Consider the following 13,449-nt stretch of genomic DNA (forward strand, 5'->3'; position numbering starts at 1 on the left):
AATCTCAGAATAGAGTATTTGGCCTTTTTATCACTACACACATGGAGGTATGAAACGTGAAAAGTAAATTGCTAAAAGGTGTACTTAGCTTTGGAATTGGTTTAGGAGCTTTATATAGTGGATCTTCAGCTCAAGCAGAAACGCCTACAAATCAAAATAATACATTAAAAGTAATGACGCATAACGTGTACATGCTATCAACAAACTTATATCCGAATTGGGGACAAAGTGAGCGTGCTGATTTAATTGGAGCGGCAGATTATATAAAGAATCAGGACGTTGTTATATTAAATGAAGTGTTTGATAATAGCGCCTCAGATCGTTTGTTAGGAAATTTGAAGAGAGAATATCCAAATCAAACGGCGGTATTAGGTCGTAGTAGTGGAAACGAATGGGATAAAACATTAGGGAACTATTCATCTTCGACTCCTGAAGATGGGGGCGTTGCGATTGTGAGTAAATGGCCAATCGTTGAAAAAATTCAATATGTATTCGAAAAAGGATGCGGACCAGATAATTTATCAAATAAAGGATTTGTATACACGAAAATTAAGAAAAATGATAGTTTTGTTCATGTAATTGGGACTCATTTACAAGCTGAAGATAGTATGTGTGGAAAAACTTCACCTGCATCTGTACGTACAAAACAGCTACAAGAAATTCAAGATTTTATTAAAAATAAAAATATACCAAATAACGAGTATGTGTTAATTGGTGGAGATATGAACGTAAATAAAATAAACGCTGAGAATAATAGTGATTCAGAGTATGCATCTATGTTTAAAACATTACATGCTTCTATTCCATCTTATACTGGACATACAGCGACTTGGGATGCGACGACAAACAGTATTGCGAAATACAATTTCCCCGATAGCCCTGCCGAGTATTTAGATTATATTATTGCAAGTAAAGATCATGCAAACCCATCGCATATAGAAAATAAAGTGTTACAGCCGAAATCTCCACAATGGACTGTTACATCATGGTTTAAAAAATATACGTATAATGATTACTCTGATCATTATCCAGTAGAGGCTACTATTTTTATGAAGTAGTCAAAAAAGTTTCTTCGTAAAGAAGAAACTTTTTTTATTTGCAAACAGGAAAATCACTCTTTCTTTCCAATATGTATAAGACATATATAGAAGAGGAGCGAAAAATGTGGATCGAGGAATTTTTAAAGAAGTTCCATTACCGTGTGCATTTTTAGATGAAGTAGCTTTAGAAAGAAATATTCAATCGGTTATTGAACTAAGTGGCGATAAAAAGATTCGAATAGCGAGTAAATCATTACGATCCGTTCCAATTATGAAACGGATTTTAGCTGCAAACAACCGATTTCAAGGTATTATGTGTTTTTCACCTAGAGAGGCTTTGTTTTTAATTGAACAAGGATTTAATGATTTATTATTAGGATATCCAGCTTATGATGACAGGGCTTTATATGAAATTAGTTTGCTAACAAAGAAAGGGCTTATTATAACTTGTATGGTGGACTGTGAAGACCATATTGTTTATTTAGAAAAAATTGCTGAGAAGTCTAAAGGGTGTTTTCGTGTTTGTTTGGATATTGATATGAGTAGCCGTTTTTTTCAATTTCATTTTGGTGTAAAAAGATCCCCGGTAAAAAATGTGCGGAGCGCTCTGGAAATAGTAGAAAAAGTGAAGGACTCATCATTTTTAATACTAGATGGTGTAATGGGATATGAAGCTCAAATTGCTGGGGTTGGAGATTATATACCGAATCAATGGATAAAAAGTAAAGTAATTTCTTATTTAAAGAAGAAATCAGTGTTAGAAGTTAAAGAAAGAAGAGGACGTATCGTGAAAGAAATACAAAACCTTGGTATTGAACTTAGGTTTGTAAATGGGGGGGGAACAGGAAGTATAAAAACAACTGAGCAAGATAACTCAGTTTCAGAGATTACAGTAGGTTCTGCTTTTTATGCCCCTAGACTGTTTGACTATTATAAAGAAGTACAATTTCATCCAGCTGTCGGATTTGCTTTACCAGTTGTACGTAAACCAGCTCCGTTTATCTATACTTGCCTAGGTGGTGGATATATTGCTTCAGGCGCAGTTGGTAAAGATAAAGAGCCTGAGGTTTGGAGACCAGATGGTGCAAAACTATTAGCTTTAGAAGGTGCTGGTGAGGTACAAACTCCCGTTCATTATAACGGTGAGGAGCGAGTGAATATAGGAGATTCTATATTGTTTCGTCATAGTAAAGCTGGGGAATTATGGGAGCGTTTTCCAATTTTGTATCGTGTGAAACAAGGGAAGATTATTGGGGAGTATTCAACATATCGGGGGGATGGCCAATGCTTTCTATAGAGGGGAAAAAATGGAGAAATTGGACAGGGAATGTAGAAGGAACGCCGCATTATACGATGTATCCAGAAACTATACAAGATGTAATAGAAGTTGTAGAGCTTGCACGAAAAAAGGGGAAGAAAATTCGTGTTGTCGGTTCAGGGCATTCGTTTACGCCTCTCGTGCAAACAGAAGAAATTTTAGTTTCTTTAGATGAATTAAAGGGTATTACGAATATTGATGAAGAGAAGATGGTTGCCGAAGTATGGGCAGGAACAAAGTTACATGATTTAGGGAAGTTGCTTGAAGAAAAAGGTTATGCACAAGAGAATTTAGGCGATATTGATTCACAATCTATTGCGGGAGCGATTAGTACGGGAACTCATGGGACAGGTGTTAACTTTGGGAGTTTATCAACACAAGTTATAGAGATTACGACAGTTTTATCAACAGGTGAGAGTATAGTTTGTTCAGAAACCGAGAACGTCGAATATTGGAAAGCATTTCAGTTATCGCTTGGAATGCTAGGTATCATCGTAAAGATAAAATTAAAGGTTATCCTATCATATTCGCTCGTTTATAAAAGCGAAAAACAGTCACTATCTACTGTAATGAACAAGTTAGAAGAATATAAGAAGAATCGTCATTTTGAATTTTTCGTTTTTCCTTATTCAAATGAAGTACAAGTGAAGTTTACAAATGAAACAACGAGTAAAGGAAATGATTTGAAATGGCATAAACTAAAGGTGGAGTTACTTGAAAATAGGATGTTCTCTTTGTTATCTAAAGGGTGTAAATGGTTTCCTTCCATAAGTAAAGGAGTAAGTCGATTATCAGCTAAGGCTGTACCAAACACAAAAATAATCGGCCCAAGCTATGAAGTGTTCGCTACATCACGTACGGTTCCATTTTATGAAATGGAGTATAGTGTCCCTTCAAAGCATATGAGAGCTGTTGTAGAAGAAATTTCAAGTCTCATTGAAAAGAAAAAGTATAAGGTGCACTTCCCGATTGAATGTCGCTACGTGAAAGGTGATGATATATGGCTTAGTCCAGCGTATGGAAGAGACTCGGCATACATTGCTGTTCATATGTATAAAGGTATGAAGTATGCTGCTTATTTTGGTGAAGTGGAGAAAATTTTTCTGAAATATGAAGGTCGTCCACATTGGGGAAAAATGCATACGTTAACATACGAAAAGTTACAAAACATATATCCAGAATTGCATTCGTTTCTAAAAATGAGGAAGTCACTAGATGAAACAGGAATGTTTTTAAACCCTTATACAGAAAAGTTATTTACGATTATGAAAAAAAGCTGACAAAGTATTACTTGTCAGCTTTTTTTAGTATAATTGCATTTCTTGTTTGACTAATATGCTCGTAGAATAGTAACTTATCACGGCTAAATACATGTAATAAAACATGAATAATAAATAGGCCGTTAATTACGAATTGGAATAACAGTATAACTAGTAATACTAGAGGCTCTGTAAGATTTAAGATAGAGCTACTAGAAAGAATATAATTGATTCCACCTAAAACGAAATAGAATATACCGTAACGGATGAATAGTTCCTTCATCGTAATACGATCTGATTTTCCTTTAATGTAAATACGAAGCAACGCTTTTCCTATCGTTCTTCCATTTGTAAAGTATGGAATGATAATAAAGTAAATAAAGATTGAACATGTAATGAAAAGGAGTTCGTATACATTTGTGTAAGATTGGATATTAGAAATAAATAGAGAGTTTCCTTTATTTTTAATGACAGGAACAACGATAGATAAGAACAGCCAATCAATTTGCATAGCGATAAGACGACGAACGAATCCGACTGGTTTCGTTTCTAAATCAACATGACTATCTAATTCGCTTGTTTTCGGAAGGAAGTACGTAAATATTGGTGCAATGATAAAACCAATTACGCCGCCTAATGTGTTTAAAAATAGATCATCGATATCGAATAAGCGATATGCACAATTGTATATACCGTATAGTCCAGTTACCTGTGTCAGTTCGAAAAATAGTGAAAGACAAAAAGAAATACAAACTGTTTGTAAGAAACTACGTCGGAAATAATAACGTAAATAAACACCGAATGGAACGGTTAATAGAACGTTAAATGCTACTTGTAAGAACGCAGATTCTTTTAATAAATAGAAATAAGTAGCTGGTTTCGTTAAAATTGCCGAAGTATGATTACTAATTTCTTGTATGAAATAAAATGGTGATAGTTGCATGTGCTGCGTATTAGCCGGTTGTAGGCTACAAGTATCATATGTTTGTGGTAACGGCAAAATCACAAGAAAATAGGCATTTAATAAGTAAAGTAATAATGAGTACAAAATAAATGAACGCCATTTATTTAAATAACCATACTTTCGGTAGTTAAATATTAAAAAAGGTATTAAGAGAAACATTGCTAAAAAAGGAAATAAAATAAATGCTGTTTTTACTGGAAATAAATATGCAGTCAAAATGAGGCTCCTTTCAATGAAAATTCGTTTATCATTATAACGTTAAAAGAACCTTAAAACAAAATTAAAATATTTTGAAATAGAAAAAATTATAAATTTTAATGGAATTAAGTTATACTAAATTTAATATAAGGATATTGTGATTATTATAAGTTGAGAGAGGGTACAAGATATGCGATATGAGCTTTTTTCTGTAAGTGGGGATCATATTACAACTTTTGAAAGTGTGTGGCGTTTTCAAGAGGGAGAACAGGTTTTTGTTCATGATGATCAAACAAAACGAAATTTTATTATTATCCGCCTAACGCATGATGTATTTCAACAAAATAAACATGTTATTCGTTTGTATTGTCAAGAAAAGAAAGTTTATAAATAAGGGAAGCCCTCTTACTGGATGAGAAAAGGTAAGAGGGTTTTATCATTTTATATTAGGAAAAGCTCCTTAGGAATATCGAGTGAAGTTTAATGCATATAAGTAGCATTGGATGTGGAAGAAAGGATATAGTTTTGCATTTTGTGCTTCCAAGTTTCATTTTCGTTTCTTTGAGAAAGCCACGCATGGTAATCTTGTTGTGTTTTCCATAACATACGGACCATATATTTTGCTCCATCATCTGTACGATGCATATGTGAAAATTCTATGTTAATAAAACCATTTGTTCCAGTTGATGGATAATATTGTTTAAGTGAATATAGTAAATCATTCTCATAGCCATATTTAATATGAATTAGTTCAGTAACAATAAACATAGGAACACCTCTTTTATAATAGTAGTAAAGAAGACGGATTTTTATTAGTAGGAACATAATTAATATTATACTATTCTGAAAATTTAAAGTAAATAAGGCACTTCAACTTAATAGAAGTATAAAAAAGCGAGCCATCTTAGTGTAGTAGAATGACTCGCTTTAAATTTGTAAGTTTACTTTATAAGAAAATGATAGTAAGTACCCCTACGATAATACAATAGAAAGAGAAATATTTTAAATTTCCTTTTGCCATAATGTTCATAAACCATTTTAATGAAATATATGTCATGATAAATGTTGCTATAAACGCAACGATATATGGTACGAATAATGTGTCTAAATTAGGATCTTTAGCAATATCTGTAATACTTAGCAATAACCCACCTAAGCTAACAGGAATATATAGTAAGAATGAGAAGCGAAGAGCGGTCTCTTGCTTCATACCGAGTAACATCGCTGCTACAATTGTAGCGCCAGATCGGCTAATTCCAGGGATAAGTGCACAAGCTTGAGCTAATCCGATAATGATTGCATCTTTCATAGAAAGGTCACCATCATTTTTACGCCCGCGTAAGTTTCTAATAATCCAAAGACCGACAGCGGTAATAAGAAGGGAAATCCCAACCATTTTCACGCCTTTTAAGTACTGGTCGATATAATCTTTAAATAAAACGCCAATTACACCTGCTGGAATAGTTGCAATTACAAGGTAAATAATGAAGAAGAAATCTGATTTTGCATCTTCTGCTCTTGTAAATATATAAGATAGACCATTCTTTGTTAGACGAATTAAATCATTTCTATAAATAAGTAATACAGCTAGTAATGAAGCTGAATTAACAAGTAGTTCAAAGCTAAATCCTTCTATTTTTAGTCCTAGCAAATGTTGTGCTAAAACGAGGTGACCACTTGAAGAAATCGGAATTGGTTCTGTTAGTCCTTGGAACAGACCAAGAATTAAGTATTTTAAAATGTAGTAAAATTGTTCCATAACATCCTCCTTGTAAATTAATTTAAAGAAACAACTTTTCCATTATAACAAAGATATAGATGAAGATTGAGAAGAAATAAATATTCAAAATATAATAAAAACCCCTTATAGCGATATAAGGGGTTTTTATTGTTAATGAGAAGATAATGTTTCTTGAAGACCATTAGTCAATTGAACATCGACTTTTTCAGCATCATGAATATGGTTCATAATAGTAGTATTTAATTTTTGGAACATTTGTTGAGTGTTTGCAAATTCTCTTAATATATCATCATTACAAGATTTTTGGTTTTCAATTGCTTGAATAACGTTTGTAGCACCATTTTGTAACGTTTGAATCATAATTAAAATATTTTCGATTCTAGCGTTTGTATCGGCACTCATTTCTACACCTTCATCAACTAAATGTAAATTATCTTTTGTATTTTCGTATGCTTTTTCAATTTCTTCTTGAATTTTTTTCGTTAAGTTGCCGATATTTTTTGTACTCTCTGCCGTACTTTCTGCTAGTTTTCTTACTTCATTGGCAACAACCGCGAAACCTTTACCGTGCTCTCCAGCACGCGCAGCTTCAATACTTGCGTTTAGCGCAAGTAAATTTGTTTGTGCTGCAATGTTTTGAATGACTTCTACAATTTGCTCGATTTCTTTTGAGCGTTCACTTAAATGATTCATACTGTTAGATGTGCGCTGAGATTGTTCACCTAATTTATTAATTACAATAAGTAAACGGTGAACAGATTCTTTTCCTTCATTAGAGCAGTCAATAATCTCTTCAATAGACTGAATTAAGCTTTGTTCTTTTTGTAACATTTCACTATTTAATTCATTAGAATTTGTTGTACGTGTTGAAACATTTTCAAAACACGAGTTTAATTGCTGAATTAAATTTTGGAGTGTATGGTGCTGGTTATTTACAAGTTGATGCTCTTGAATGACGTTTTGCACACGGTCATGGATAGAAGAAATCATATTTTGTTTTTCAATGTCTTTTTGTTTTAATTCAGCCTCTAATTCTTTTATACGATCTTCTAATTGATCAATTTTATGTTGGAGTGATTTCTTTTGAGTAAACATGTATTTGTTTCAACCGCCTTTGGAAGTTATATTTTCTCTATATTTGGATTTTAGCATCTTTTATAATTTTTAAATATAGGAATTGTTAAATATTTAAGAATCTATTACATTTTATTTATAATTCCCTATTTTTTGTCATGAAAAATAAACTGTATTTAATAGTATTGTAAACAAACTGTAAAATAAATCATGTATAACTGTATAAGAAGGGAGTCGGATTATGAACTATTTTAAGCGAATCAGTAGTCTAGTATTAGCAGGAATTATCGTTCTTTCTAGTACAGTCGCTGTAAAAGCAGAGTCAAACGACGAGAAACTTAACAACATGCAACAGCAATTGCAGCAAAACGATGCAGATATGCAGAAGAAAGAGCAAGAGAAGCAAGCTGTTAGTAAAGAGATTCAAGGTATTGAAAACGAACTACATAACTTAAATAATACAATTGCAAAAAATAAAGAGGATCAAGCTGCTATTCAACGTAAAATCGATGAAACGCATAAGCAGATTGAGCAAAAAAAGAATGAAATTGTCGTTTTAGAGGATAAAGTCCTTGCTCGTAAGGATATTATGAGAAAACGTATGGTTTCTGTTCAAAACAGTTCAAATACAAGTTTAGTAGTAGAAGTTGTTGTAGAGTCAAAAAACTTTGCAGATTTCTTACAACGTATGAATGCAGTTTCTACTATTTTAGAAGCTGATAAAGAAATTTTACGTCTACAAGAACAAGATCTTCGTCAAATTGAAGAAGATAAGAAAACAATTGACGAAAAAGAAGCATCTTTAGTAGTAGACAAACAAAAATTAGCAAAAGCGCAAGCTGATTTGCAAGATAACTTGAAAAAGCGTCAAGATAACTTACAAGCAGTTCAAGCTAAATATAACCAAATTGCAAGCCAACTTAATTTAGCAGCAGAAGAAAAAGCTAAAATTGAGTCAAATATGAAGGCAGTACAAGAAACGATTGCCCGTGAGCAAGAAGCAGCAAGAATTGCAGCAGAAGAGCGTGCGAAAGCAGAAGCGGCTGCAAAGGCTGAGCAAGAAGCTTTAGTGAAAGCACAAGCAGAAATTGCTGAAAAACAAAAGCAAGAGAAAGCTAATAAACCAGCTGAACCTGTTGCGAATAATAATTCGAAGGTAGAACCTGCACAACCTTCGAAGCCAACTGCTGGTGGAAGAGAAATATATGTACATGCAACAGCTTATACAGCAGATCCAGCTGAAAATGGCTATGCGCCAGGACAACAAGTTTATTCTGCATGGGGAGGCTATAATCTAACTGCAAACCCAGGAATGAAATTAATTGCTGTAGATCCAAGTGTTATTCCATTAGGTTCTACTGTATATGTTGAAGGTTATGGACAAGCAATTGCAGCAGACACTGGTGGCGCAATTAAAGGTCACAAAATCGATGTTTTAATGCCTGATAAAGCTTCATCTAGTAATTGGGGCAGAAAAAATGTTAAAGTTACAATTTTAAACTAACACGTAATCCAACTTTACAATACGTAAAGTTGGATTTTTTTGTAAAAATAATGTTAAGTTGAGTTTACATTTTGTTAAGGATAGCATACAATAATGGTGAGAGGTGGTAAAATTGACCATTTTAAATAGAGTGAAAGAATTAAGGGCTCGCTTCAATTTTTCGCAAAGTGTATTAGCAGAAAAGGTTGGAGTGACGAGACAAACAATTGCTGCAATTGAAAAAGGGGATTACGTTCCTTCGTTGTTATTGGCACTTACGATTTGTGATGTGTTCCAGTTAAAGATGGAAGATGTGTTTGTTTTAAATAAGGAGGGGAAAGAGGATGAATAGACTTGTATTTTCTTATATGCTAAATGTACTTTTAATGGTATTAGCAGGTTGGGCTTTTATTGAGTTGTATTATTTTACTATTGAAGTCGCTAATTTTATTCAAACGAAGAGAGTACCATTTGAAGTTTCAATAAGTTTAATACCGCTCGGATTACTTTTAACATTTGGTATTGTATCGACGGTTATTTATAAAATTCAAAAGAAAAAATATAAAGAGCTCTCGTATTGGATGTTTCCACTATTATTTCCTCAAGAAGATGAGCGTGAAAAGGCAATTACAGAAAAGGCTTGTCGTACTACATTTATGTCATTATGGTATGTGTTGCCTTGTGCGGTTGGGTTTTTAACTCTTTCTCCAATTATTATTCTATATGTTCCTGCATATCCGATATATATTGCATTTAGTATCTTCTTTATTCAGATGACGATTTTTCACGTGTCTTTATATCGAAATAAAATTGCTTAAAAAGAAACCTTCTTGCATCGGCAAGAAGGTTTCTTTTCAGCTTATACTTGTACATATAGCAATATTATTTTATCATTTTATATAGAGTAAGATTTTGTAAGGGAAAGGAATTGTATATGAATAAGCAAAGAATTTATAGTATAGTAGCAATCCTTCTATTTGTTGTAGGTGGGTTTTTAATTGGAAAGCCATTTTATGATGGATATAAGGCTGAAAAGAAACAGACTGAAAATGTGCAAGCTGTTCAAAAGATGGATTATGAAAAGCATGAGACAGAATTTGTAGATGCGTCAAAAATTAATCAACCAGACTTGGCAGAAGTAGCGAATGCATCGTTAGATAAAAAACAAGTAATCGGTCGTATTTCGATTCCAAGTGTTTCATTAGAAATTCCTGTTTTAAAATCTTCTACTGAGAAAAACCTGTTATCAGGTGCAGCGACAGTAAAAGAAAATCAAGTAATGGGAAAAGGGAATTACGCACTAGCAGGGCATAACATGTCTAAAAAAGGTGTTTTATTTAGTGATATAGCATCTTTGAAAAAAGGCGATAAAATTTATTTATATGATAATGAAAATGAATATGAGTACGCTGTTACTGGTGTATCTGAAGTAACTCCGGATAAATGGGAAGTTGTAGAAGATCATGGGAAAGATGAGATAACGCTTATTACATGTGTATCTGTAAAAGATAATTCTAAGCGTTATGTTGTAGCTGGTGATTTAGTAGGAACAAAGGCGAAGAAATAAAAAAGAAGGTCAACTCTTTAAAGGGTTGACCTTCTTTTTTACTATTGTTGAGAAATAATAGAATATTTTAGTTTGCATTTAAAAATCCTTCTATTTATGTATAATAAAGTTAGAATTCTAGATTTTGGGAGGAACAAGAGTGAGACAACAGGTGAAGAAACTTCTTTTAACAACAAGTGTAGCGTTATTGGTAGCTCCAATTTCAGCTTATGCGCATCCAGGACGTACAGATGCGAATGGTGGACATACGTGTCGTACAAACTGTGAAAAATGGGGATTACAGTACGGGGAATATCATTATCACAATAAACCAGCTTCTAGTAGTGGTGTAACGAGTCCAACTCCTAGCCCAAATAATAATGGTGCTGTAGAAGCTGAAAGACAAGCAGAAGCACAGCGTAAAGCTGAAGAAGAGAGACAACGTGTAGCTGAGGAACAAAGAAAAGCAGAAGAGGCACGTAAGCAAGAGGAAGCAAAGCGCCAAGTTGATATGGAGAAAGGTCAACTTGAAGGTGAAAAAAATGGAGAGACTGATTTTAAAGCAGGGAAAAATGATGTTCAAGTACATTTAGTTGGAAAATCAGATACATATAAACAAGCATTTACAACTGCTTATACTACTACTTGGTCTTTAGAAGAGCAGAAGAAAACGCATTTTGAAAAAGGAAAAGAACAGGGCTTAGCACAAGAGACGGTGGACGATAGTCAAATTACTCCAGAGTTTAAGCCAATCTTTGCAGAAGGTTTCCAAGTGGGAAATAAAGAGAGAACAGAAAAAATTGAAAAAGAGCAAGCTGAACTAGGGGAAAAGGCTGGTAAGGAACTAGCTGAAAAGAATCCTGGAAATAATGAGAAAGATGTATACGTGAAGTCATATGAAACAGCGTATGAAAAAGGCTATAAGTCTACAAAAAAGGCAGTAGAAAAGGCTGGATATAAGTATGCGTTTGAAAACTATGATTTAAAAGTTCCTGCTAAGTATGAAAGAAATGAATTTTTAAAGAAATGGTTTATTGAAGGATTTAAATCGAATAAAAAGGCAGCGGAAATTCGAGAAGAAGGGTATAAAAAGGGAGACAGCTGGTTCTCATTCTTCTATAAGAGTTTCGTACCAAGTGAATATAAAGAACATAAAGAGTTGTATGAGCAAGCAATAGAAAAAGGTAAGAAGGCATAAAAAAGATGAGGAGAAATTCCTCATCTTTTTTTAATCCATCCATTTTACTAGTTTTTTAGAGATTAATAATAAAACACAACCTAAAACAATTGCTACAGCGCCGATAACAGTAAACACTTCAGCATATCCAAGTGAAGTTGTGAAGCTTGCAAGTTGTCCGCCTAAAATGTTGGCGATACCTGAACTTGCTAGCCATACCCCCATTAGTAAAGAAGCAAGTTTTACTGGAGCGAGAGAACTAACCATTGATAGTCCGACAGGTGATAAGAATAGCTCACCTAACGTATGGAAAAGATACGTAAAGACGATAAATAGTAAGTTTGCTTTTTCAGTAATGTTATGTTCGTCACTACCTGTTTTTAATGTAGCGATAACAAGTATGATATAACCGATACCCAGTAAGATCATACCAAGTCCCATTTTGGTTGGGATTTTTAAATCCCCGCGCTTACGAGTTGCAAGTTTTGCCCATAATGCTGAAATGACTGGAGCAAGTAAAATAATAAATAATGGATTGACCGATTGGAACCAAGATGTTGGAACTTCCCATCCGAACACAGAGCGGTCTACAAATTTGTTTGTATATAATGTTAATGAACTACCAGCTTGTTCAAAACCAGCCCAGAAGAAGACAACGAAGCACGTTAAAATGACGATAACTGCGGTACGTTGTTTTTCTTTTTTTGTTAACGGTGTATCTCCTACTGATGGTTGTCCAGCAGCTGTTTGCAAATCGCGAGTTGGTTTTTTACCGATATCACCAAGGAAGCGATTTGATAGTGTTGTAAATAAAATTTGTCCAATGATCATTCCGATTGAAGCGGCTAAGAAACCGTAACGGAATCCAAAATGAACAACGCCATCCACTGTTGTTTTGAATAAATTTTCTGATAAAAATCCGCAAACGAGTGGAGCTAAAAATGACCCGACGTTAATACCCATGTAGAAAATGGTAAATGCACTATCACGTTTTGGATCATTCTCTTCGTATAATTCTCCAACCAGTGTAGAGATATTCGGTTTGAAGAATCCATTACCGATAATAATAAGCGCTAATCCGAGGTATAGGCCTAATTGGTTTTGCAAGGCAAATAGTGTAAGGTTACCGATTGCCATCGTTATACCACCAATTGTGATGGCTTTTCTTCTACCTAGAAAACGGTCTGTTAAGTATCCACCAATCATTGGCGTGAAATAACAGGCTCCAGTATAAAATCCGTAAATGGAGAGTGCCCATGCGGGACTAAACCCAAGACCACCGCTTACTAAAGCTGTCGTTAAATATAATGTTAATAATCCTCGTAATCCATAGTAACTAAATCTTTCCCACATTTCTGTAAAGAAGAGTAAGTATAAACCTGGAGGATGTTTCTTTTTTCTTTGCTGTTTTTTTTCTAGTTGTATCGCTGATTCCATGTTATTTTCCTCCTGACACAAACAAAAACAAGGTTAATAATTTTGTATATTTAATATTTTACTTTATTAACTATTATAAGTCAATGAAGTGTAACTTTAATCATATTGGAAGATTTTATTCCAATATGATTATTAGTTGAACGAATCGGGCTTTTATGGGCAGTTTGATTCCCACTGGATATCCGGTTATTAGCTTAATTATTAGGGGGGAG

14 protein-coding genes are annotated in these 13,449 nt (G+C 33.8%); 9 read left to right on the plus strand and 5 right to left on the minus strand.

Annotated elements, in window-relative coordinates:
* Nucleotides 1-56: 56 nt before the first annotated feature.
* The 3 genes from sph to JDS92_RS09190 all read left to right on the plus strand — a co-directional run bounded on the left by sph (nucleotide 57) and on the right by JDS92_RS09190 (nucleotide 3,638).
* Complete coding sequence (gene sph / locus JDS92_RS09180) at nucleotides 57-1,058, plus strand: sphingomyelinase C (protein WP_199631846.1); 1,002 nt, start codon at nucleotides 57-59, stop codon at nucleotides 1,056-1,058.
* Between the two features lie 106 nt (nucleotides 1,059-1,164).
* Complete coding sequence (locus JDS92_RS09185; protein WP_199631847.1) at nucleotides 1,165-2,337, plus strand: amino acid deaminase/aldolase; 1,173 nt, start codon at nucleotides 1,165-1,167, stop codon at nucleotides 2,335-2,337.
* On the plus strand, nucleotides 2,325-3,638 hold the full coding sequence (locus JDS92_RS09190) for a D-arabinono-1,4-lactone oxidase (protein WP_000948666.1): 1,314 nt from the start codon (nucleotides 2,325-2,327) through the stop codon (nucleotides 3,636-3,638). Before JDS92_RS09185 ends, JDS92_RS09190 begins: the two co-directional genes overlap by 13 nt.
* Nucleotides 3,639-3,645: 7 nt before the next feature.
* On the opposite strand, the gene JDS92_RS09195 is transcribed toward JDS92_RS09190, so the two are convergent.
* The gene (locus tag JDS92_RS09195; protein ID WP_199631848.1) at nucleotides 3,646-4,797 is read right to left on the minus strand and encodes a VanZ family protein; all 1,152 of its coding nucleotides are present in this window, start codon (nucleotides 4,795-4,797) and stop codon (nucleotides 3,646-3,648) included.
* Nucleotides 4,798-4,969: 172 nt separating this feature from the next.
* On the opposite strand from JDS92_RS09195, the gene JDS92_RS09200 reads away from it, so the two are divergent.
* Nucleotides 4,970-5,173 carry a hypothetical protein gene (locus JDS92_RS09200; RefSeq protein WP_001268335.1) on the plus strand — a complete coding sequence of 68 codons (204 nt, stop codon included), beginning with the start codon at nucleotides 4,970-4,972 and terminating at the stop codon, nucleotides 5,171-5,173.
* A gap of 86 nt (nucleotides 5,174-5,259) precedes the next feature.
* Here JDS92_RS09200 and JDS92_RS09205 read toward each other — a convergent pair whose 3' ends face one another.
* The 3 genes from JDS92_RS09205 to JDS92_RS09215 all read right to left on the minus strand — a co-directional run bounded on the left by JDS92_RS09205 (nucleotide 5,260) and on the right by JDS92_RS09215 (nucleotide 7,615).
* A complete protein-coding gene (locus JDS92_RS09205) occupies nucleotides 5,260-5,547 on the minus strand; it encodes an antibiotic biosynthesis monooxygenase (RefSeq protein ID WP_199631849.1) in 288 nt (95 codons plus the stop codon).
* Nucleotides 5,548-5,725: 178 nt separating this feature from the next.
* Nucleotides 5,726-6,538 (minus strand): undecaprenyl-diphosphate phosphatase, encoded by an 813-nt coding sequence (locus tag JDS92_RS09210; RefSeq protein WP_000434781.1) that lies wholly within the window; start codon nucleotides 6,536-6,538, stop codon nucleotides 5,726-5,728.
* A gap of 132 nt (nucleotides 6,539-6,670) precedes the next feature.
* Complete coding sequence (locus JDS92_RS09215; RefSeq protein WP_199631850.1) at nucleotides 6,671-7,615, minus strand: methyl-accepting chemotaxis protein; 945 nt, start codon at nucleotides 7,613-7,615, stop codon at nucleotides 6,671-6,673.
* 220 nt (nucleotides 7,616-7,835) lie between these two features.
* On the opposite strand from JDS92_RS09215, the gene JDS92_RS09220 reads away from it, so the two are divergent.
* The 5 genes from JDS92_RS09220 to JDS92_RS09240 all read left to right on the plus strand — a co-directional run bounded on the left by JDS92_RS09220 (nucleotide 7,836) and on the right by JDS92_RS09240 (nucleotide 11,821).
* Nucleotides 7,836-9,098 carry a 3D domain-containing protein gene (locus JDS92_RS09220; RefSeq protein WP_097959050.1) on the plus strand — a complete coding sequence of 421 codons (1,263 nt, stop codon included), beginning with the start codon at nucleotides 7,836-7,838 and terminating at the stop codon, nucleotides 9,096-9,098.
* A 112-nt stretch (nucleotides 9,099-9,210) separates the two neighbouring features.
* Nucleotides 9,211-9,429: a helix-turn-helix transcriptional regulator gene (locus tag JDS92_RS09225; RefSeq protein ID WP_000154014.1), complete on the plus strand. Its 219-nt coding sequence runs from the start codon at nucleotides 9,211-9,213 to the stop codon at nucleotides 9,427-9,429.
* Nucleotides 9,422-9,895 carry a DUF2178 domain-containing protein gene (locus JDS92_RS09230; RefSeq protein WP_199631851.1) on the plus strand — a complete coding sequence of 158 codons (474 nt, stop codon included), beginning with the start codon at nucleotides 9,422-9,424 and terminating at the stop codon, nucleotides 9,893-9,895. Before JDS92_RS09225 ends, JDS92_RS09230 begins: the two co-directional genes overlap by 8 nt.
* A 116-nt stretch (nucleotides 9,896-10,011) precedes the next feature.
* Entirely contained in the window at nucleotides 10,012-10,644 is a 633-nt protein-coding gene (locus JDS92_RS09235) for a class A sortase (protein ID WP_001041710.1), read from the plus strand.
* 139 nt (nucleotides 10,645-10,783) lie between these two features.
* Nucleotides 10,784-11,821, plus strand: coding sequence for a YHYH domain-containing protein (locus JDS92_RS09240; RefSeq protein ID WP_199631852.1), 1,038 nt, complete (start codon nucleotides 10,784-10,786; stop codon nucleotides 11,819-11,821).
* Between the two features lie 30 nt (nucleotides 11,822-11,851).
* Here JDS92_RS09240 and JDS92_RS09245 read toward each other — a convergent pair whose 3' ends face one another.
* On the minus strand, nucleotides 11,852-13,237 hold the full coding sequence (locus tag JDS92_RS09245) for a peptide MFS transporter (protein ID WP_000443137.1): 1,386 nt from the start codon (nucleotides 13,235-13,237) through the stop codon (nucleotides 11,852-11,854).
* Nucleotides 13,238-13,449 lie beyond the last annotated feature (212 nt).

The organism is Bacillus cereus group sp. N12 (assembly GCF_016483575.1).
In the GTDB taxonomy this organism is placed as follows: Bacteria; Bacillota; Bacilli; order Bacillales; family Bacillaceae_G; genus Bacillus_A; species Bacillus_A toyonensis.

What these genes read in the sequence shown, in the direction of transcription:
- JDS92_RS09190 (WP_000948666.1), top strand. Translation starts at nt 2,325, where the DNA reads ATGCTTTCTATAGAGGGGAAAAAATGGAGAAATTGGACAGGGAATGTA.
- JDS92_RS09200 (WP_001268335.1), top strand. Translation starts at nt 4,970, where the DNA reads ATGCGATATGAGCTTTTTTCTGTAAGTGGGGATCATATTACAACTTTT.
- JDS92_RS09205 (WP_199631849.1), bottom strand. Translation starts at nt 5,547, where the DNA reads ATGTTTATTGTTACTGAACTAATTCATATTAAATATGGCTATGAGAAT.
- JDS92_RS09210 (WP_000434781.1), bottom strand. Translation starts at nt 6,538, where the DNA reads ATGGAACAATTTTACTACATTTTAAAATACTTAATTCTTGGTCTGTTC.
- JDS92_RS09215 (WP_199631850.1), bottom strand. Translation starts at nt 7,615, where the DNA reads ATGTTTACTCAAAAGAAATCACTCCAACATAAAATTGATCAATTAGAA.
- JDS92_RS09220 (WP_097959050.1), top strand. Translation starts at nt 7,836, where the DNA reads ATGAACTATTTTAAGCGAATCAGTAGTCTAGTATTAGCAGGAATTATC.
- JDS92_RS09230 (WP_199631851.1), top strand. Translation starts at nt 9,422, where the DNA reads ATGAATAGACTTGTATTTTCTTATATGCTAAATGTACTTTTAATGGTA.
- JDS92_RS09235 (WP_001041710.1), top strand. Translation starts at nt 10,012, where the DNA reads ATGAATAAGCAAAGAATTTATAGTATAGTAGCAATCCTTCTATTTGTT.
- JDS92_RS09245 (WP_000443137.1), bottom strand. Translation starts at nt 13,237, where the DNA reads ATGGAATCAGCGATACAACTAGAAAAAAAACAGCAAAGAAAAAAGAAA.